The 20,044-nt window shown below is 67.3% G+C and carries 20 protein-coding genes; 10 read left to right on the top strand and 10 right to left on the bottom strand.

Features of this window, described 5'->3' with window-relative positions:
- The first annotated feature begins 41 nt into the window (after nt 1–41).
- Nucleotides 42–1,403 carry a DNA repair protein RadA gene (gene radA / locus RM532_RS03680; RefSeq protein WP_311651793.1) on the top strand — a complete coding sequence of 454 codons (1,362 nt, stop codon included), beginning with the start codon at nt 42–44 and terminating at the stop codon, nt 1,401–1,403.
- Nucleotides 1,404–1,430: 27 nt separating this feature from the next.
- On the opposite strand, the gene RM532_RS03675 is transcribed toward radA, so the two are convergent.
- Together RM532_RS03675 and RM532_RS03670 are read right to left on the bottom strand one after the other, a co-directional pair.
- Nucleotides 1,431–2,708, bottom strand: coding sequence for an HlyC/CorC family transporter (locus tag RM532_RS03675; RefSeq protein WP_311651792.1), 1,278 nt, complete (start codon nt 2,706–2,708; stop codon nt 1,431–1,433).
- A 95-nt stretch (nt 2,709–2,803) separates the two neighbouring features.
- Nucleotides 2,804–3,607, bottom strand: coding sequence for a cytochrome C assembly family protein (locus RM532_RS03670; RefSeq protein ID WP_423246876.1), 804 nt, complete (start codon nt 3,605–3,607; stop codon nt 2,804–2,806).
- Between the two features lie 134 nt (nt 3,608–3,741).
- Here RM532_RS03670 and ffh point away from each other — a divergent pair, with 134 nt between their 5' ends.
- The 5 genes from ffh to rplS all read left to right on the top strand — a co-directional run bounded on the left by ffh (nt 3,742) and on the right by rplS (nt 7,426).
- Nucleotides 3,742–5,115, top strand: a complete 1,374-nt coding sequence (gene ffh, locus RM532_RS03665; RefSeq protein ID WP_311651790.1) for a signal recognition particle protein — start codon at nt 3,742–3,744, stop codon at nt 5,113–5,115.
- A gap of 11 nt (nt 5,116–5,126) precedes the next feature.
- A complete protein-coding gene (gene rpsP, locus RM532_RS15905) occupies nt 5,127–5,711 on the top strand; it encodes a 30S ribosomal protein S16 (protein WP_349255257.1) in 585 nt (194 codons plus the stop codon).
- Nucleotides 5,712–5,717: 6 nt separating this feature from the next.
- A complete protein-coding gene (gene rimM, locus RM532_RS03655) occupies nt 5,718–6,236 on the top strand; it encodes a ribosome maturation factor RimM (protein ID WP_311651789.1) in 519 nt (172 codons plus the stop codon).
- A gap of 7 nt (nt 6,237–6,243) precedes the next feature.
- Nucleotides 6,244–6,987, top strand: a complete 744-nt coding sequence (gene trmD, locus RM532_RS03650) for a tRNA (guanosine(37)-N1)-methyltransferase TrmD (RefSeq protein WP_311651788.1) — start codon at nt 6,244–6,246, stop codon at nt 6,985–6,987.
- A 91-nt stretch (nt 6,988–7,078) separates the two neighbouring features.
- Nucleotides 7,079–7,426 (top strand): 50S ribosomal protein L19, encoded by a 348-nt coding sequence (gene rplS, locus RM532_RS03645; protein WP_311651787.1) that lies wholly within the window; start codon nt 7,079–7,081, stop codon nt 7,424–7,426.
- A gap of 64 nt (nt 7,427–7,490) precedes the next feature.
- Here rplS and RM532_RS03640 read toward each other — a convergent pair whose 3' ends face one another.
- Both RM532_RS03640 and trxB read right to left on the bottom strand, forming a co-directional pair.
- A complete protein-coding gene (locus RM532_RS03640; protein WP_311651786.1) occupies nt 7,491–7,979 on the bottom strand; it encodes a C40 family peptidase in 489 nt (162 codons plus the stop codon).
- A gap of 7 nt (nt 7,980–7,986) precedes the next feature.
- The gene (trxB, locus tag RM532_RS03635; protein WP_311651784.1) at nt 7,987–8,988 is read right to left on the bottom strand and encodes a thioredoxin-disulfide reductase; all 1,002 of its coding nucleotides are present in this window, start codon (nt 8,986–8,988) and stop codon (nt 7,987–7,989) included.
- Between the two features lie 164 nt (nt 8,989–9,152).
- On the opposite strand from trxB, the gene sppA reads away from it, so the two are divergent.
- The gene (sppA, locus tag RM532_RS03630; protein ID WP_311651783.1) at nt 9,153–11,000 is read left to right on the top strand and encodes a signal peptide peptidase SppA; all 1,848 of its coding nucleotides are present in this window, start codon (nt 9,153–9,155) and stop codon (nt 10,998–11,000) included.
- A gap of 2 nt (nt 11,001–11,002) precedes the next feature.
- Entirely contained in the window at nt 11,003–11,794 is a 792-nt protein-coding gene (locus tag RM532_RS03625; protein WP_311651782.1) for an alpha/beta fold hydrolase, read from the top strand.
- A gap of 15 nt (nt 11,795–11,809) precedes the next feature.
- On the opposite strand, the gene RM532_RS03620 is transcribed toward RM532_RS03625, so the two are convergent.
- A complete protein-coding gene (locus RM532_RS03620; protein WP_311651781.1) occupies nt 11,810–12,916 on the bottom strand; it encodes an esterase/lipase family protein in 1,107 nt (368 codons plus the stop codon).
- An 80-nt stretch (nt 12,917–12,996) separates the two neighbouring features.
- Nucleotides 12,997–13,773 (bottom strand): glycerophosphodiester phosphodiesterase, encoded by a 777-nt coding sequence (locus RM532_RS03615; protein WP_311651780.1) that lies wholly within the window; start codon nt 13,771–13,773, stop codon nt 12,997–12,999.
- A gap of 95 nt (nt 13,774–13,868) precedes the next feature.
- On the opposite strand from RM532_RS03615, the gene metC reads away from it, so the two are divergent.
- Nucleotides 13,869–15,038, top strand: coding sequence for a cystathionine beta-lyase (metC, locus tag RM532_RS03610; RefSeq protein ID WP_311651778.1), 1,170 nt, complete (start codon nt 13,869–13,871; stop codon nt 15,036–15,038).
- Here the strand turns inward: metC and nadC are convergent, their stop codons facing one another.
- The 3 genes from nadC to RM532_RS03595 all read right to left on the bottom strand — a co-directional run bounded on the left by nadC (nt 15,039) and on the right by RM532_RS03595 (nt 17,923).
- Entirely contained in the window at nt 15,039–15,920 is an 882-nt protein-coding gene (nadC, locus tag RM532_RS03605; RefSeq protein WP_311651777.1) for a carboxylating nicotinate-nucleotide diphosphorylase, read from the bottom strand.
- Nucleotides 15,921–16,019: 99 nt separating this feature from the next.
- Complete coding sequence (locus tag RM532_RS03600; protein WP_311651776.1) at nt 16,020–17,159, bottom strand: SUMF1/EgtB/PvdO family nonheme iron enzyme; 1,140 nt, start codon at nt 17,157–17,159, stop codon at nt 16,020–16,022.
- Nucleotides 17,153–17,923 carry a class II glutamine amidotransferase gene (locus RM532_RS03595; protein ID WP_311651775.1) on the bottom strand — a complete coding sequence of 257 codons (771 nt, stop codon included), beginning with the start codon at nt 17,921–17,923 and terminating at the stop codon, nt 17,153–17,155. The genes RM532_RS03600 and RM532_RS03595 overlap by 7 nt, the downstream gene beginning before the upstream one ends.
- 67 nt (nt 17,924–17,990) lie before the next feature.
- Here RM532_RS03595 and egtD point away from each other — a divergent pair, with 67 nt between their 5' ends.
- A complete protein-coding gene (gene egtD, locus RM532_RS03590; protein WP_311651774.1) occupies nt 17,991–18,980 on the top strand; it encodes an L-histidine N(alpha)-methyltransferase in 990 nt (329 codons plus the stop codon).
- Between the two features lie 143 nt (nt 18,981–19,123).
- Here egtD and argF read toward each other — a convergent pair whose 3' ends face one another.
- Entirely contained in the window at nt 19,124–20,044 is a 921-nt protein-coding gene (gene argF / locus RM532_RS03585; protein ID WP_311651773.1) for an ornithine carbamoyltransferase, read from the bottom strand.

The raw sequence follows: 20,044 nt of genomic DNA, 5'->3' as shown, positions 1-20,044 counted from the left end.
TACGTACCGTCACGTCCGACGGATGGCGTTACCATATGGTGATGAGCCGGGCCCGGACGCAATTCACCTGTGATGCCTGCGGCGCCCAGCTGCCCAAGTGGGCAGGGCAATGCCCGGATTGCGGCGCGTGGAACACCCTGCGCGAGAGCGCGGCGCCGGCCAGGGCGACCGGGCGGGGTTCGACCGCCCCGATCGGCGATGCCCGGGTGCGCCGTCTCGACGACGTCTCGCTGGAGGATACGCCGCGCACCACTACCGGCATGTCGGAACTGGACCGGGTGCTGGGCGGCGGGCTGGTCCCGGGCTCGGTGATTCTGATCGGCGGCGACCCCGGCATCGGCAAATCCACTCTGCTGCTGCAGATGCTGGCCGCCCTGTTGCCGCGGCTGCCGGGGTTGTATGTCAGCGGGGAAGAATCCCTGGAGCAGGTTCACATGCGGGCCCAGCGTCTGGGCCTGGCGGCGGGCGATCTTGCCGTGCTGGCCGAAACCTGCGTCGAACGCGTGCTGGCCCTGGCGGCCAGTCACTCGCCGGGACTGATCGTGGTCGACTCGGTGCAGACCGTTTTCTCGGAACAGCTGACCTCTGCCCCGGGCTCGGTATCCCAGCTGCGCGAGTCGGCGGCGATGCTGGTGCGTCATGCCAAGGCCAGCGGTACAGCACTGGTGCTGGTCGGACACGTCACCAAGGAAGGGGTCATCGCCGGGCCCCGGGTGCTCGAGCACATGGTGGACACGGTACTCTACTTCCAGGACGAGCAGACCAGCCGCTATCGCGTGATTCGTGCGGTGAAGAACCGGTTCGGGGCGGTCAACGAACTGGGTGTGTTCGCCATGACCGACCGCGGGCTGCGCGAGGTGGCCAACCCGTCGGCCATCTTCCTGTCGCGCCACGAGCAGCCGGTGCCGGGCAGCGTGGTCACCGTCACCCGCGAGGGCAACCGGCCGTTGCTGGTGGAGGTGCAGGCGCTGGTCGACGCGTCACACCTGCACAATCCCCGACGGCTCACCCTGGGGCCGGATGCCAACCGGCTGGCGATGCTGCTGGCGGTGCTGCACCGGCATGGCGGCATCACCCTGGGCGATCAGGACGTGTTCGTGAACGTGGTCGGCGGTATGCGGGTGAACGAGACCGGCATCGATCTGGCGGTGCTGCTGGCAGTCCTGTCAAGCTTCCGTGATCGGCCGCTACCCACCGATCTGGTGGTATTCGGCGAACTGGGTCTGGCGGGGGAGATCCGGCCGGTGCCCGGCGGCGAGGAGCGGCTGCGCGAGGCGGCCAAGCACGGCTTTACACAGGCGATCGTGCCGCAGGGAAATGCACCGAAGAGTGGTCGCGGCATCGCCGGCCTGACAGTGACCGGCGTCGGTCGCCTGGCCGAGGCGCTGGACGCGTTGCCGTAAGGCGCGTCCGGGGCGTCCCGGCTCAGATCAGTGACGCGGCCGCGCGGCGGCCGGCAGCGGCCGGACCGTAACGGTCTTGACCACGTTGGCCTGGGTGGCGGTGATCTCGATCGCATAGCCGGCCAGTTTCATGCTGACCCCGGCCTGCGGAATGGTTTCCAGATGCTCCAGCACCACGCCGTTGATGGTCTTGGGCCCGTCGGTGGGCAGGGTCCAGCCCATGGCCCGGTTGAGCGACCGCACGCTGGCGGTGCCGTCTACCAGGAAGCTGCCGTCCGGCTGCTGGCGTACGTTCTTGAGCCGGGTGGCCGGATCGGTGGTGAACTCGCCGACGATCTCCTCGAGGATGTCTTCCAGCGTGATAAGGCCCTGGAGATCGCCGTATTCGTCCACCACGAAGCCGATACGCCGCCGCTGGGTCTGGAAATTCAGCAGCTGCTGGGTCAGCGGTGTGTTCTCGGGTACGAAATAGGGCTCCTTGGCCAGCGCCAGCATGTTCTCCTTGGTGAGGTTGTTATCCGCCTGCAGCGCCAGCACCCGGCGCAGGTGGACGATGCCCCGCAGATCGTCGATCGAGCCGTCGTAGAGCGGCAGGCGGGTATGCTGGTTGTGCACCAGTTGCGCCAGAATCGCCGCCCAGTCCTGGGCCATGTCGATGCCCACGATCTCGTTGCGCGGCACCATGATGTCCTCGACCGTGGAGTTCTCCAGATCCAGGATCGACAGCAGCATCTGCTGGTGTCGCCGCGGGATCATCGCTCCGGCTTCCGCCACCACCGTGCGCAGTTCCTCGGTGGAAAGGCTGTGCGCAGCGGCATCCTCCGGCGACACCTTGAACAGCCGCAGAATGCCGTTGGCGATCAGGTTGATCACCGCGACCACCGGCGAGAACAGCCGCAGCAGCGGGCCGTAGACGAACGAGGCAGGGAACGCGATCCGTTCCGGATGCAGGGCGGCCAGCGTCTTGGGGGTCACCTCAGAGAAGATCAGGATCAGCACCGTCAGGGCCATGGTGGCCCCGAGCACGCCGATATCGCCGTACAGCCGGATACCGATCACCGTGGCCACCGCGGAGGCCGCGATGTTGACCAGGTTGTTGCCCAGCAGGATGACGCCGATCAGACGGTCGGGACGCTCCAGCAGCGAGGAGGCCCGGCGGGCACCGCGGTGACCGGTCTTGGCGAGATGCCGCAGCCGGTACCGGTTCAGGGTCATCAGACCCGTTTCGGAACCGGAAAAGAAGGCCGACAGGACCAGTAGCAATGCCAGGGTGCCGAAAAGAATCGGCAGGGGTATTTGGTCCAAAAGCGGGCGGTCTCCTGAGTATCTATGAAGGTGTGTACGTGGCGCCGACGACCGGTGTCAAGTTGGCTGAAGCCCGTCAGCCGGGGTCTGCCGCGCTACCAGTGCCGGCCCAGCACCAGCTCCAGCACCATCTTGCTGCCGAAATAGGCGGCAATCAGCAGGGCATAGCCGCCGGCGGTCCAGCGGATTGCGGTGCGGCCCCGCCAGCCCTGACGCCAGTGGCCCCAGAGCAGGATCCCGAAGAACGCCCAGGCAATGACCGACAACACCGTCTTGTGCGCCAGGTGCTGCGCCAGGGGGTTGTCCAGGAACACGGCCCCGGTGACGATCGCCAGGGTCAGCAAAGCGAAGCCGATTGCGATCAGGCGGAACATCAGCCGTTCCATGGTCTGCAGCGGGGGCAGGCCGGTGTTCAGCCCGGCGGTGCGATGGTTGTGCAGGCGGTGATCCTGGAATGACAGCAGGGCGGCCTGCACCGCGGCCAGGGTGAGAAAGCCATAGGCCACCAGCGACAGCAGCACATGCAGCTGCAGCGACCAGTCCAGCGGCGTGGGGGCCTCGGCACCACCCGGTAGCAGCGGCATCGCCAGCGCGCAGAGCAGCGCCACCGGGTAGACCACCAACCCCAGCGAGGCCACCGGCTGGCGCCAGGCCGCCAGAAACAGCAGCAGCGCGGCCTGCCACGCGAACAGTGACAGGGCCCCGCCCACGCCGATCACCACACTGCGGACCTCGACCATGGCCAGTAGCAGCACCGCCAGATGCGCGGCCACCGCCACGCCCGCGGTGACATGCACCGGCCATACCGGCGCGCCGTGCAGGTGCCGCCAGCAAAGCAGGCCCGCGGCGGCGTAGCCGGCACAGGCCAGAATGAGAAGCGTTATCGTCAACGTGGTCACGATTACCCGGTGGATGCCGCGATGGAGGCCGGCGCCGCGGCGCCCGACCGATGGCGGAATGGTCGCACAGCCCCTGCGCACGGGAAAGCATGCCCGGTACAATGCGCGTCGATTCCGAATCCCGCCGAGACGCCATGTTCGACAGTCTTTCCGAACGCCTCAATCGCAGCCTGCAGACCATCCGCGGACGCGGCCGGCTGACCGAGGACAACATCAAGACCACCCTCCGGGAAGTGCGCATGGCCCTGCTCGAGGCCGATGTCGCGCTGCCGGTGGTCAAGGATTTCATCGACCGGGTGCGTGAACGGGCGGTGGGCACCGAAGTGTCCAGTAGCCTGACCCCGGGTCAGGCGATGGTCAGGGTGGTCCACGACGAACTGGTGACGGTACTCGGCAGTGAGCAGTCGGTGCTGGCGCTGAAGTCCCAGCCGCCGGCGGTGATTCTCATGGCCGGCCTGCAGGGCTCTGGCAAGACCACCACCGTGGCCAAGCTCGCCCGTACCCTGCGGGAGCGCGAGAAGAAATCGGTGATGACCGTGTCCTGCGACGTCTATCGTCCCGCGGCCATCGACCAGCTGGAGCGGGTGAGCGGTGAAGTCGGTGCCGAATTCTTCCCCAGCCGGGCGGAGGATGAGCCGGTCGCCATCGCCAGGGCCGCCCTGAACGCGGCACGCAAGGGCTTCAAGGACGTGCTGATCGTGGATACCGCCGGCCGGCTGGGTATCGACGAGGCGATGATGGACGAGATCGGCCGACTGCACGCCGCGCTCGATCCGGTGGAGACCCTGTTCGTGGTCGATGCCATGACCGGCCAGGACGCCGCCCGAACTGCTGCGGCGTTCGGCGAGGCGTTGCCGCTGACCGGCGTGGTGCTGACCAAGGTCGACGGCGACGCCCGGGGCGGCGCGGCCCTGTCCGCCCGGCAGGTCACCGGCAAGCCGATCAAGTTCCTGGGCACGGGCGAGAAGCTCGACGCCCTGGAACCGTTCCACCCCGATCGTGTTGCGTCGCGCATCCTCGGCATGGGCGACGTGCTCAGTCTGGTCGAGGAGGCCGAGCAGAAGGTCGATCGCGACAAGGCGGACAAGCTGGCCCGCAAGCTCAAGAAGGGCAAGGGGTTCGACCTGGATGACCTCGGCGAGCAGCTGCGGCAGATGCAGCAGATGGGCGGATTGAGCGCCCTGATGGAAAAGATGCCGGGCGGCGCCGGCATGCCCAAGGGCATGGCCGGAGCGGCCGACGAGACCCAGGTCAAGCGGATGCTGGCGATCATGGACTCCATGACCGCCCAGGAACGGCGCTTCCCGGATGTGGTCCGCGCCTCGCGCAAGCGCCGCATCGCCGCCGGCTCCGGCACCCAGGTCCAGGACGTGAACCGGCTGCTCAAGCAGCATATGCAGATGCAGAAGATGATGAAGAAGTTTTCCAAGGGCGGCATGCAGAAGATGATGCGAGGCCTGCAGGGCGGCGGCATGGGCGGTGGCCCCGGGGGACGCCCGCCGTTCTGATCCCGCTGGGCATGGCCCGCCTGGATCGGGTCGCGTCCCAGACAGTTGGCATTTGCGCCAAAATGCGTACAATGCGCGGTTTGCAGCCGCCGCCCGGCGGCCAATGGCAATCAATTACCGGAAAGCATATGGTCAGGATTCGGCTTGCCCGCGGCGGCGCCAAGAAGCGCCCGTTCTATCACATTGTCGTGACCGACAAGCGCAATCAGCGCGACGGTCGCTACATCGAGCGCCTGGGTTTCTTCAACCCGATTGCGATCGGCGGCGAGACGCCGCTCAAGCTTGATCGTGAACGCATTGAATACTGGCGCGGCCAGGGTGCGGTAGCGTCCGAGCGCGTCACCCACCTGATCAAGCACTTCGACAAGAACGGCATCGAAGAGGCCCCGGCCCGCGCGGCACCGCCCAAGAGCAAGCCGAAGCCCAAGCCGGCGGCGCCCAAGGCGGAAGCCACCGAAGCGGCCGCGCCTGCCGAGGATGCGGCACCCGCAGAAGAGGCTGCGCCGGCGGAAGAAGCCGCCCCGGCGGAGGACGCAGCGGCCGCCGACGAAGCACCGGCCGAAGACGCCGGCAGCGAGTCGGACGAGCAGAAGTAGTCTGCCGTGCCGGGCGGGACCGACACGGTCCTGCTGGGCCGCATCAGCGGCCTGTTCGGGGTTCGCGGGTGGCTGAAGGTGTATTCCTACACCGAGCCACCCGTCGCGATCTTCGATTACACCCTCTGGTATCTCGGCGACGACGCGTCGCCGATGCGCGTCTGCCATCACCGCAAGCAGGGCCGCGGCCTGGTGGCCCTGCTGGCCACGGGCGACGCGCCCCCGATCGAGGATCGGGACACTGCCGCCGCGCTGGTCGGGCTCGACGTCCGGGTGGCGCGCGAAGCGCTCCCCTCCTTACCCGATGGCCAGGTCTACTGGGCCGATCTGCTCGGTTGCCGGGTCGTGACCCGTGAGGGTGTCGACCTCGGCTGCGTCGACGGCCTCATGGACACCGGCGAACATCCGGTGCTGGTGGTGGAAAACGGCCGGCAGCGGCTGATTCCCTTCGTGCGGGGGCCCGTGGTCGAGGATGTCGATACCGGCCAGCGCCGTATCGTGGTGGACTGGGACCCGGATTTCTGAGCCCGCCGTGGACATCGACGTCGTCACCCTGTTTCCCGAACTGATCCGCGAGGTCGAGCGCCACGGCGTGACCGGCCGGGCGGCGGCGCGGGGGCTGGTCAGCTTGCGGACCTGGAACCCCCGGGACCGGGCCGGCAACCGCCAGGGTCGCGTGGACGACCGGGCCTACGGCGGCGGTCCCGGCATGGTCATGCAGGTCGCACCGTTACGGGACACGCTCACCGCGATCCGTCACACGCGTGAAACCTGCGGTCCGGTGCTCGCGCTCACGCCGCAGGGCGAGCGCTTCAGCGATGGCTGGGCCCGCCGGCTGGCACAGGCACCGCATCTGGTGCTTGTGTGTGGCCGGTACGAGGGCATTGATCAGCGGGTGCTGGATGCCGATATCGACGCGGAGATATCGCTGGGCGATTTCGTGGTGTCCGGTGGTGAACTGCCGGCCATGCTGCTGCTGGATGCAGTGATTCGGCTGTTGCCCGGCGCCCTGGGCGACGACGAATCGGCTGCGGATGATTCGTTTGCCGCGGGACTGCTGGATCACCCCCATTACACCCGGCCGCCTGGCGGTGACGAACCGGTGCCGCCGGTGCTGTTGTCCGGGGATCATGCCGCAATCCGCCGCTGGCGCCTGAAACAGGCGCTGGGACGCACCTGGCTGCATCGCCCCGATCTGCTCGATGCACTGACGCTGACCGACGAGCAGCGGGTGCTGTTGGCGGAGTTCGTGGCCGAAACCGGCGCCGGTGAATGAAAATTCCCGCTCGGTGGCGGTACATCGCCGGAATTTCAGGTACAATGTGCGGCTTTCTCAGCCGACCCTTACAGCGACAGGCCAGCGAACAATGAGCGACATCATCCGGGAACTTGAGGCAGAACAGCAGCAGGGCAAGCAGATCCCGGCATTCGGGCCCGGCGACGAAGTCAGCGTGCAGGTGCGCGTCAAGGAAGGTGACCGCGAGCGGTTGCAGGCCTTCGACGGCGTGGTCATCGCCAAGCGCAACCGCGGCCTGAATTCGGCATTCACCGTGCGCAAGGTATCGCACGGCGAGGGCGTGGAGCGCGTGTTCCAGACCTTCTCCCCGCAGCTGGCGGAGATCAAGGTCAAGCGCCGGGGTGACGTGCGTCGCGCCAAGCTCTACTTCCTGCGCGAGCGCAGCGGCAAGTCCGCGCGTATCCGCGAGAAGCTCTAGCCCGAAACGCCGTCATCGGCAGCGAGAAGGCGCCCCGCGGGGCGCCTTTTTCGTGGGCGGCGGATCAGGGCAGAATGCGGATGACCGCGGCCAGCCGTTTCTGCCAGAAGGCGTTGTCCACCGTCTCCAGCACTACCTGGTCGCGGTCGACGCTGGCGTGCACCATCTCGCCCGAGCCGATGAACATGCCGACATGGGGCTCGGCGTCGCCGGTGTCACTCAGTCGATAGAACAGCAGATCGCCCGGCAGGGCCTCGCCGAACTCAATCGGCCGGCCCGCGCGGAGCTGACCCGGGGTGCGGTTCGGAATCCCGATGCCTGCCGCGGCATAGGCGAAATGCATCAGGCCGGCGTTGCCGAAGCCCTTGCGGTCGGTGCCGCCGTAGCGGTACGGCGCGTTGATCTGGGCGGTAGCATTGGACACCACCGTCTTGCGGGCCTCCGATAGACCAGGGTCCACCGGGTTGGTACCCGGTAGTTGAAAGGCGCAGGCGGCGAGTAACGCCACCGTGGCGATCAGGGCCAGCGTCGGGTGAATTGTGTGGTGGCGCATCGGCCGATCAGGAGGCTTCGGCTGCGGCCGTTCCGGCGGTTTCCTCGGCCAGCTGGTCGAGATACTTCTCGGCGTCGAGGGCGGCCATACAGCCGGTGCCGGCCGAGGTGATGGCCTGGCGGTAGACGTGATCCATCACGTCGCCGGCCGCGAACACACCGGGCACGCTGGTGGCGGTGTGGTTGCCCCGGGTACCGCTATTGACCGAGATGTAGCCGCCTTCCATGTCCAGTTGTCCGGCAAATATGTCGGTATTGGGCTTGTGCCCGATGGCGATGAATACGCCGTCGACATCCAGCTGGCGGGGCGTGCCGTCGGCCACCGACTTGATGCGGGCAGCGTTGACGCCCATGTCGTCGCCCAGGATTTCGTCGAGGACATGGTTCCAGATGATCTCCACGTTGCCGTTCTCGGCCTTGTCGCGCAGCTTGTCGGCCAGGATCTTTTCCGAGCGGAACTGATCGCGCCGGTGTACCACCGTGACCTTGGCCGCGATGTTCGACAGGTAAAGGGCTTCCTCCACCGCCGTATTGCCGCCGCCGATCACTGCCACGTTGCGGCCCTTGTAGAAGAACCCGTCGCACGTGGCGCAGGCGGAAACCCCCTTGCCGGCGAAGGCTTCCTCCGAGGGCAGGCCCAGATACTTGGCGGTGGCGCCGGTGGCGATGATCAGCGCATCGCAGGTATAGCCGCCGCGGTCGCCCTCCAGACGCAGTGGACGTTGGCTGAAATCCACCGCGTTGATGTGGTCGAACAGCACCCGGGTATCGAAGCGCTCGGCATGGGCCAGCATGCGGGTCATCAGGTCCGGACCCTGCAGGCCTTCGACGTCCCCGGGCCAGTTGTCGACGTCGGTGGTAGTCATCAACTGGCCACCCTGCTCGATACCGGTGATCAGCACCGGATCAAGGTTGGCGCGGGCGGCATACACCGCTGCGGTATAGCCGGCCGGGCCCGAGCCCAGGATGATCAGCTTGTGGTGGGGGATGTTCGCGGAGGCATCATTCATGATCGGGGCTTGCTGGTTGCGGTAACGGAAGGCGGTGCCATCCGGGGCAACGCCGATTGGCCGTAATTCTACTAGAGCGAGTCCAACCGGGTGGGGTGGGGTTGGCTTGGGCGGCTCGTGGGCCTTGACGTACCATGGCATCTGCACTTTCAACGGTGATCGACTTGGCCAAGCAAAAAGGCATCCTCGGCGGCTTCTTTCGCCTGATATGGCGGGTGGCTGCCGGTTTCTACGCGCTGCTTATCCTGCTGTTTCTGCTGGCGGTACCGGTGTCAGCCTATCTGATCTTCTTCGGCGGTGGCGGGGTCACGGTGGAGGAGGATATCGCCCTGGTATGGGCGCCGACCGGCGACCTGATCGAACAGAGCGACATGGCGGCGCCGGATGCCCTGGTCCGCGATCTGATCAGCGGCCCCGAGCCGCAGACCGTGGTGCGGGATCTGGTGGAAGCGCTCGACCGGGCGGCTGAGGATGAGCGCATCAAGCTGACCTTTCTCAAGCTCGATCAGCTGGGCGCGGCCAGCGCCGGCCAGCTGCAGGACCTTACCGACGCCATCGACGCTTTTCGTGAGTCGGGCAAGCGGGTGGTAGCCTGGTCGCCGAGCTACAATCAGGCCCAGTACGAACTTGCCGCCCATGCCGATCACGTCTATCTGGATCCGATGGGCTATGTATTCGTCGAGGGCTATGCGGTCTACCGCAAGTACTTCGCCGAGGCGCTCGACAAGCTGGGCGTGGATATCAACGTGTTCCGCGTGGGCGAATACAAGTCGTTCGTCGAGCCGTTCCTGCGCAACGACATGTCGCCGCCGGCCCGGGCCGCCAACCGGGCCTGGCTGGAATCGCTGTGGAAGGTGTATCTGAACGAGATCACCGGCGTCCGCGAACTGGCGTCATCCGACATCGAAGGCTATGTGGCGAAGTTCGATGCCAACCTCGCCGACGCCGGCGGTGACGCTGCAGCCATGGCCAGGGCTGCCGGCCTGGTGGACGAGATCGCTTCCCTCGAGGCGACCCGTGAGGCGATGCGGGAGATCGTGGGCGCCGACGACGAGCACGGCAGTTTCCGTCAGATCAATCACTTCCAGTACCTGAGTGCGACCGAATCGGCCCAGCCCGAGCCGCGGACCGACAACCGCATCGGACTGGTCGTGGTGGAAGGCCCGATCGTGGACGGTGAGAGCATGCGCGGGGCCGCCGGCGGCGAAACCGTGGCCAAGCTGGTGGCCGAGGCGCGTCGGGATGATTCGGTGGCGGCGTTGCTGCTGCGGGTGAACAGCCCGGGCGGGTCGGTCTACGCCTCGGAACGCATCCGGCGCGAAGTCGCGCTGACGCGTGAGGCCGGCAAGCCGGTGGTGGTGTCGATGGCGGGCACGGCGGCCTCGGGGGGCTACTGGATCAGCATGGATGCAGACCAGATCTGGGCCCAGCCGGCCACCATCACCGGCTCCATTGGCGTGTTCGGCATCATTCCCACCTATGGCAAGCCGCTGGCGGAACTCGGCATTCATACCGATGGCGTCGGCACTACGCCGCTGTCCGGTGCTTTGCGAGGCGATCGGCCGCTGAGTCCGATGGTCAAGCGCATCATCCAGACCGGCATCGAGCACACCTACGACCAGTTCATCGGCCGTGTGGCCGAGGCTCGCGACATGCAGAAGTCGGCGGTGAACGAGATTGCCCAGGGCCGCGTGTGGAGCGGCGCCGATGCCCAGCGCATCGGGCTGGTGGATTCGCTGGGTGGTTTCGACCAGGCGCTGACGGCCACCGCCGAACTCGCAGGGTTGCAGCCGGGGGACTACGATCTCAAGCCCATTCGCCCGCCCGGCAACTGGCAGGCGCTGCTGCGCCAGCTGCTGTCCTCGCAGGCCGGCCTGAGCTTCCTGCCCGACTGGTTGACGCAGGTGCCGACGGATCCGGCCTTCAACTGGCTGCGGCACGGCCTTACCGATCCACGCGGCTTCTATGCCCACTGCTTCTGCGAGCTGGCGCCGGCGGACGGGAGGCCCTGATCATGGCAGTGGCGGAACTACCCAACGGACTCCGTATGCACTACCGCGACCAGGGGCAGGGTGACCCCCTGGTGCTGCTGCATGGTCTGGGCTCAAGCGGCCTCGACTGGGAACACCAGATACCGGCGTTCGCCGAGCATTATCAAGTGATTGCCCCGGATCTGCGCGGTTCCGGCGACAGCGACAAGCCGCGTGGGCCTTACAAGGTCGGGCAGTTTGCCGACGATGTCTGGCAGCTGCTGGACACGCTGGGTATTCCATCCGCGCGGCTGGTCGGGCTGTCGATGGGAGGGGCTACGGCCTTCGAGATGGCCGCGCGTCAGCCGGACCGGGTGCGTGCGCTGGTGGTGGTCAATTGTCCGCCGGATTTCTCGATCACCTCGCTGCGCAAGCTGCTGGAGGTGGCCATGCGGCTGGTGGTGGTGCAGTGCCTGGGCATGCAGCGCATGGCGACGATGATCGGTGACCGGCTGTTTCCGGATGCGGATCAGGCCGAGCTCCGGGAGACGTTCGTGCAGCGTTACGGCGCGAACCGGAAGCGCGAGTACCTGTGGTCGCTGCGATCGCTGCCCGGCTGGTCGGTGACGGATCGCCTTGGCCGTATCGACTGTCCGGCGCTGATGGTTGCCGCGGCCAATGACTACACCCCGGTGGCCGAGAAACAGGTCGCGGTGGATGCCCTGCCGCGTGGCGAACTGTCGGTGGTGGACAACAGCCGCCACGCCACGCCGATCGATTCGCCGGACCGCTTCAACTCACTGGTGCTGGATTTTCTCCAACGCCAGGGTGCGTGACCCCGGCGCGGCGGGTCAGTCGCCGGCCGCCTGCGCGTAATCCATCAGCGGCGGCTCGCCGGCCGCCAGATGCGGGTCGGGCGGCCCGTTGCCGACCGTGCTGGCCACGATCGTCAGCAGATCGGCCGCCCTCTGCGGCATGGCGAGTTCGGCAAGATCCAGCGGCAGCAGCCCGCACAGTTCCGACGCCCCGCCGGCGCGGGCCACATCGGCCGGCCCCGGATTGCTGATGGCGTCCAGCGCCAGCGCGAAGGTCAGGGTGTCAGTGGTGCCGATGCTGAAGTGCTCTGCCGGGTGACCGGGGCAGACATCCTGCAACAGGATGTTTGCCACCCGCGGGTTGTCCTGGTCGAAATCGAGCGCCGCCGTGGGTACCGGCGCTGCCGGCTGGACCAGCTCGTCGAACAGCGTGTACAGGCTGGTGTAATCGACATCACCGGGGGTTTCGTCGCCGCTGTTCACGGCGGCAACGAAATCCGAGCCCGGCGCGAACTGATAGATGGCCTCCGGGACCAGCCCGATCGGCAGGCTGCCTAGCCCCGTCAGATCGAATAGCTGCTCACCCAGCGCGGCCGGCAGCGAGACGATCGTGCCGTGATTGGGGCCGGCAATCAGCACGAAATCGGCTACCGCGTCCCGGGCCGAGGGGAAGAAACGCAGCGCCCAGCGTGGCATGGAGGCGCCCTGGCTGTGCCCGATCATGGCCACCTTGCGGCCGGTCTCACCGTGAATGCTTCGCAGGGCATTGACCACGTATTCCGCGGATATCTGCTGGTCGATCAGGCCCCGGTCGGGATAAGTGACGATGCACACGTCGAAGCCGCGGCTGACCAGTTGCGGGGTATAGAAGGCGGTGTACTGCTCGGTGCCGGTGACAGTGGTGCCGTGTATCAGCAGCACCGGCGGCTTGTCCGGATTCTCGAACGGGGTGCAATGCAGGGCCGCGTCGAGATCGGCCTGCGCCGTGCGCAGCGGCGGGTCATTGCTGGTATCCACCGTGCCGGCGCCGACGCCCGGCTGGCCGGGACTGGCCAGATCGGGCCCGCCACTGCCCCCGCCGCCGCACGCGGCCAGCAGACAGGCGCCGAGCAGGGCCGGCAGGCGTCGTTCGGTACTGGACATGGGTCACCCCGGTTTCTGGAAAGCGATCTTATCGCATTGTGCGCCATTCCGGGGCGGGTGCAAAGCGCCTGACGCCGGTGTCAGGCATGGCGCAGCATGCCCGCCACGGCCACGGCATGATTGGTGAACAACCAGTCCACCCCGCGCATGGCTTCCCTTGTCACCAGCCCGGCGCGGCGGGGAAACCCCACGCCGACACGCTGGCCGCTGGCGTGATGGCGCGCCAGCCGGCGGCGACCGATCAGCGCGAACGGGCCGGCCATGCCGGCACAGCCCCGGGTCAGGGCGAAGCGGCTGATGGCCGCGACATTGGTGCGGGCCACCGGGAGCCAGGCGGACGGCGGAACACCGTCGGCGTGATCGAACAGGGCGGGTGCCAGCGACAGCAAGTGAAAGTCCCGAGCCGGGGCGAGGCCTCCCAGCGACGCCGAGAGCGGTTTGTCGATCCCCGGGCGCGGCGCGGTCTTGAGTTCGATCATCAGATGCAGCCGACCGGCGAATCGCTCGATCAGTTCATCCAGGTGGGTCAGCCCCGGGCAGGCCTGGCGAAGACGGCGAAAATCGGTATCGGCAACCTGCAGCGGCGTGCCGAAAACCCGCGTGGTATCGGGATCATGCACCAGCACGGGCTCGCCGTCCCGGGTCCAGCGAACATCGCATTCCAGGCCCCAGACACCGTGATCCGGCAGCGGCGCGAACGCGGCGATGGTGTTTTCGGCAATCCCCGGATCGCCGCGCTCGCCGCGATGCGAGATCACCCGCAGCCCGGCCCGTTCAGCGTCGGTGCAGGGGCGGCGCGGCAGGCTCGCCAGGGCTCTTTCGGCGGCGTTCAGCAGGGTGTGGGAAAGGGGCGCCAAAGCAGTCCTGGGCAGGCTCGATGCATCCCGGCAGTATACGGACGAACACGCCGTCCCCTGTATCCTGCGGCGGCGACAGCCTGGAGAGTGTTTTCATGGACAAGCCCACCCGCCTGGTGCATGGCGGCCGCGAACCGCGCCGTCAGCACGGCATGGTCAACCCGCCTGTTTATCACGCGTCCACCGTTATCTTCCCGACCGTCGACGCGTTGGAGTCGGCGGCCGCCAATCCGTTCGAGGGGGTCTACTACGGACGCTTCGGCACCCCCATTCACTTCGAGCTCGAGGGGTTGCTGGCCGAACTCGAGGGTGGCGCCGGCTGTGTGACGACCTGCTCCGGACTGGCCGCCATCACCGTGGCCCTGATGAGCGTGGCGCAGGCGGGCGGGCATCTACTGGTGGCGGACAATATCTATCTGCCCACCCGCAAGCTCTGCGCCGGCATGCTGGCGCGCCTGGGCATGACCACCAGCTTCTTCGATCCGCGGATTACCCCGGCCGCGCTGGCCGAGCTGATACGGCCGGAGACTGTGGCGCTGGTGGTAGAAGCCCCGGGCTCGCTGACCTTCGAGATGCCGGATGTGCCCGCCCTGGCTGCGGTGGCGCGGGCGCACGATGTGGCGGTGATTGCCGACAACACCTGGGCCACGCCGATCGGTTTTCCTGCTTTCGAGCACGGGGTGGACATCAGCATCCAGGCGGCTACCAAGTACGTGGTCGGCCACGCCGACGCGATGCTGGGGGCGGTCACGGCCAACGAGAGCTGGTATGCAACCGTGCGCCGCACGGCGGTCGAGATGGGTTACTGTGCCGGGCCCGACGACGTCTATCTGGGACTGCGTGGCCTGCGCACGCTGGACGTGCGACTGGCCCGCCACGCCGACAACGCGTTGCGGCTATGCGATTGGCTGGCCGGCCGCCCGGAGGTGGAAGGACTGCTCTACCCGCCGCTGCCCGATGACCCCGGCCACGCCATCTGGCAGCGCGATTTCCGTGCCGCCTGCGGCCTGTTCGGCGTGCAGTTGAAGCCCTGTTCCCGCCAGGCCCTGACCGCGATGCTGGACGGGCTGGAACTCTTCGGCATGGGTTTTTCCTGGGGCGGCTTCGAAAGCCTGGTGCTGCCGGTCAATCTCACCGGGGCCCGCAGTGCCACGCGGTGGCCCCACGAGGGTCCGCTGCTGCGTCTGCATGCCGGGCTCGAATCGGCGGATGATTTGATCGCGGACCTGAAGGCCGGGTTCGACCGGCTGGCATCGGCGACCTAGTCAGTCCATCTGCAGCCGCATGGAGAAATCGGTGGCGGTGACGTTCTTGGTCAGCCCGCCGATGGAGATGCGGTCCACCTCGGTGTCGGCATAGTCGCGGATGTTGCGCAGGCTGATGTCGCCGGATGCCTCCGAGATCACGCTGCGCCGATTGGGCAACAGATGGCGGCGGCACTTGTTCACCGCCCGCGACAGGATGTGGCTGGGGAAGTTGTCCAGCAGCACGGAATCGGCGTCCGCGGCCAGCGCTTCATCCAGCTCGTTGAGATTTTCCACTTCCACCTGAAGCATCAGTTCCGGATGGGCCTCGCGGGCGCGGCTGACGGCGTTGGCAATCGAGCCAGCCGCGGCGATGTGGTTCTCCTTGATCAGGATGCCATCGAACAGTCCGAAGCGGTGGTTGATCCCGCCACCGCAGCGCACCGCGTATTTCTGCGCGCTGCGCAGGCCTGGCAGAGTCTTGCGGGTATCCAGGATGCGGACCCGGGTACCCTTGACCCGATCGACGAAGCGGCGGGTATCGCTGGCCACTCCGGACAGCAGCTGCAGGAAGTTCAGCGCGGTGCGCTCGCCGGTTAGCAGGCTGCGGGCCGGCCCCCGGACTTCGCAGATAATGGTGTCGGGTTTCAGCGAGTCGCCATCGTGGTAGTGCCAGGTCACCCGGCAGCGATCGTCCAGCTGGGTGAATACTGCCTCGAACCAGGCGGCGCCGGCGAGCACGCAGGCCTCGCGGGCAACGACCCGGGCGGTGGCGGCACTGTCCTCGTCGACCACCACCGCGTTGCGATCGCCGTCGCCGATGTCCTCGGCCAGGGCGGTGGCCACCGTCTCGGTGATATCGTCCGGCAGCGTAAGGGCGTTGTCTGGCTCGGCGGTGCTCATGGAATCCGGCATCCATTTAAGTTTTTCAGAAGTGAAACGGTTGCCCGTATCGGGGCGTCCGGCGCTGCAGTATAGAGGCCTAGGCCGCTTCTGCCGAGGTCACACCGCCAGCCGGAGGCCGGCGAACACGTGCCGATGGTCGGCGGGGTAGAAATTGCGGAAGCTGGGACGGTGCACCTCCGGCAGGGTGTGGCGGCTGGCGCCGCGCAGGACTCGATGGGCGCCGTCGAACCAGGGGGTGGAATAGCTCTCGTAGGGAAAGCTGCGGAACCCCGGATAGGGGAACAGTGGATTGGCGCACCACTCCCAGACCTGTCCGGCGTCGGCCAGATAGTCCAGCTGCCGGGCGACCTCCCATTCGTGCTCGTGCGGCAGGCGCGCGTTCATCCAGCTGACGAAGGCGTCGGCTTCGTGGGCGCACAGGCCGTGCACCGGCGCATCGGGTTGCAGCGGGTCATCGGGGTTGGCGCTGAGCCAGCCGCCATCCGGATGCGGACGCCAGTGCTGCGGGCAGACACAGCCGGTGCGGTCGCGCCAGGCGCGGCCGTCTGCCGACCAGTGACGGTCATTGGCATAGCCACCATCCTGCATGAAGGCCAGCCATTGGGCGTTGGTCACGGCATGGCGGGCGATCCGGAAAGGCCCGAGCCGGACCGGATGCGTCGGCTGTTCGTTGTCGTAGGTGGCTACGCTGTCGCTGCCCACCTGGTAGTCGCTCGCAGCCACGGCGGTCATCGCCGGCGCCGGGTCGGCGACCTCGCGCAGAACCGCGCCATCGGGGGCGGCCTGTGCCCGTGCCTGGCGATCAGCCATGGTCATGGTTTCCAGATGCTGCGCATAGTGCTGGATCAGGAAATCGCGCAGATATCCGTCCGCCATCAGACGATGCCCGCTCCCATCCGCCCTTGCCCACCAGGCGTTGTTGTCGCGCTCCAGCGTCCGGGTCCAGTCGAGAATGGCCCCGGTCGGCGGCAGCCGGGTCGTGCGCTGGTCCTTGGGGCAGAATTCGGGAAAGTACAGATCCTGCCAGGCGGCGGTGGCGGTGGTGTCGCCGAACAGCACCTCGCGCAGCCAGTAGGCCTCCACGAAGAAGACGTGCCCCAGATGCCAGGCCAGGGGACTGAGCGCCGGGTGGGGCTGGGATCGGGTCGCAAGCCGATCCCGTTCGGCCTCCATCAGCATGATGCGGCACTGGGCCCGCAGCTCGCCCAGCCGTTGTTCCCGCGTCGGGCTCAGCACGGTTCGAACACCGGCGCGCGGCCGGGGGCCAGGCTGATCTGGTGCTGTGGCGGTACCGGCTGCCAGCCGACGTCGTCGTCGAGGGTTTCCGAGGCAATCAGACAGCCGCCGCCGAAGCCCGAATGCCCCGGGTGCCAGTACAGGCTGGGGCAGTCGGCGCCGATCGCCGCGCGGGTGGCATGGAGCATCTGCCCGTCGCTGATCAGCAGGTTGAGCAGGGCACGATCATCGTCGCCGATGAGATGGTCGCGCAGCCAGGTGACGGTTCGGCGCAGGGCATTGGCCGGATCGGTCTGCTGTTCGCGTAACCAGGCGAGCAGATACTCGGAATCCGTGTTGCCCTGTATATCGGCCTCGATGGCCGGCGACAGGCCGGCGCGCAACTCGCGGCGCAGGCCGGCGGCAAAATCGGCCACGTAGCCGTTGTGGGTGAACAGCCAGCCGTCGGCGGTGAACGGCTGGGTGTTGACGTCGCTGGTGCCCAGCCCGGTGGTGGCGCTGCGCACATTGCCTACCCACTCGCGGCTGACGAGGCTGCGGCCCAGGCTGTCGAGATTGATGTCAGCCCAGATCGGCAGGGGATGGCGGTACACGCCGGGACGGCCGTCATCGCAGCGCCAGGCCACGCCCCAGCCGTCGGCGTTGACCGTCGCCGTGAGCATTTCCCGGGGTGCCCAGGACTGGCGATAGAGGCTGTGCGGCGGGCGCTGGAGGAACTCGGCCAGAACCAGCGGGGGGCCCAGATAGGCGGCGATCCGGCACATGGTGTGTCATGGGCGATTCAATGACCGGATGGTAGCCTAGCCGGAACACCCACCCAAGCATGAGCTCATGGCCACCGAGTCAAGTTCGACGGCGCGCCTGTCCTGTACCAGCGTTCCCCCGGCGCGTCGCGTTCCCTCGATGATCGACGATGTGCGTGAGGGGCTGCTATCGCCGCCCCGCTGGCTGCCGCCAAAGTACTTCTACGACGAAACCGGCTCGCTGCTGTTCGAGGCGATCTGCGACACGCCCGAATACTATCCCTCGCGCACCGAGGCGGCGTTACTGGCGGAATACGCTGGCGAGATCATGACGCTGTCCCGGCCGCGGCATCTGCTCGAACTTGGCAGTGGCAGCAGCCGCAAGACCCGTCTGTTGCTCGACGCCTGGACCGCGCCGGCCGGGACCTACTGGCCGTTCGACGTCTGCGCCGAGATGGTTGCCAGCAGCGGCCGGGCGCTGATCGACGATTATCCGGATCTGGTGGTGCGGGGGCTGGAAGGCGATTACCACGGCGGCCTGTCCTGTCTGCCGCTGCCGGCGGAGGGGCGTCGCCTGGTGGCGTTCCTGGGCGGCACCATCGGCAACTTCCATCCCGGCGAGGCGGAGGCAATGCTGGGGGAGATCGCCGATCTCCTGCGGGAAGGGGATCACGTGCTGATCGGTTTCGACCGGATCAAGGACCCGGCCGTGCTGGCGGCCGCTTATGACGACGCTGCCGGGGTGACTGCCCGTTTCAACCGCAATGTGCTTAACGTGCTCAACTGCGCGCTGGAGGCGGACTTCCCGGTGGAGGACTATCGCCATCGGTCGGTGTACGACCCCGAACTGCAGCGGGTGGAGATGCGGCTGCGGGCCGGCCATGACCACCGGGTGACATTCGGTCGGCTGGCCACCTCGATCGACATGGCCGGGGGCGAGGAGATTCTCACCGAGATCAGCCGCAAGTTCACCCCGGCATCCTTCCGCCGGCTGCTGGCCGCCGCGGGGCTGGTCGAAACGGCGCATTTCGAGGCCGAGGGCGGGTTGTATTCGCTGGTTCTGGCGGCCCGCCGCTAGAGCAGTTTCGAGCTTCGGGTTTCAGATTTCCAGTCAGCGGGCAGGCCGTGGGCAGCGACTTGAACGTCGCCACTGGTTCTTGAATCTGAAATGCGAAACTTGAAACGACCGACCGGCCCTCAGGCGTTCCAGTGTTCCCGGCGTCAGCCCCGCTCCGTCACAGGCCGGATCAGAAACTCCAACAACGCCTTCTGCACATGCAGCCGGTTCTCGGCCTCTTCCCAGACCAGGCTCTGGGGGCCGTCGATTACCTCGTCGGTGACTTCCTCGCCGCGATGCGCGGGCAGGCAGTGCATGAACAGGGCGTCGGGCGCGGCCCGGGCCATCAGGGCCGCGTTGACCTGGAAAGCGCGGAAATCGGCCAGTCGCTGGTCGCGCTCGTGATCCCCGCCCATGCTGGTCCAGGTGTCGGTGATCACCAGATCCACGCCGTCCACAGCCGCTGCCGGGTCGTTGCCCAGCCGCACGGCGGCCCCGCCGCGGTCGACGATGTCGGCATCCGGCTCGTAGCCGGGCGGCGTGGCGATGCGTAGTGAAAAGCCGAACTGCCGCGCCGCGTGGATGTAGGACTGGCACATGTTGTTGCCGTCCCCGACCCACGCCGCGGTGCAGCCGGCGATGCGTCCGCGGGCCTCGATCCAGGTCTGCATGTCTGCCATCAGCTGACAGGGATGGAAACGGTCGGTCAGTGCGTTGATCACCGGCACGCGCGAGTACTCGGCAAAGCGTTCCAGCAGCGCCTGGGAGTGATTGCGGATCATCACCGCGTCCACCATGCGCGAGATCACCCGTGCGGTGTCCTCGATGGTTTCGCCGCGGCCCAGCTGGGTGTCGCCCGGCGCCAGGAACAGGGCGTGGCCGCCCAGCTGCGCCATGCCGGCCTCGAATGACACCCGGGTGCGGGTCGAGGCCTTCTCGAACAGCATCGCCAGGGTGCGGCCCTGCAGCGTGGGCGTGAGCTGCCCGTTGCGATGGGCATCCTTGAGTTCCACCGCCCGTTCGATGATCCGCTGGAGTTCCTCCGGCCGGAAGTCGTTGAGGGTGAGGAAATGACGTACCGACAT

It is taken from the genome of Spectribacter hydrogenoxidans (assembly GCF_031846275.1).
In the GTDB taxonomy this organism is placed as follows: Bacteria; Pseudomonadota; Gammaproteobacteria; order Nevskiales; family Salinisphaeraceae; genus Spectribacter; species Spectribacter hydrogenoxidans.
The sequence above is the reverse complement of the archived record's forward strand: the minus strand, read 5'-3'. Positions and strand labels throughout refer to the sequence as shown.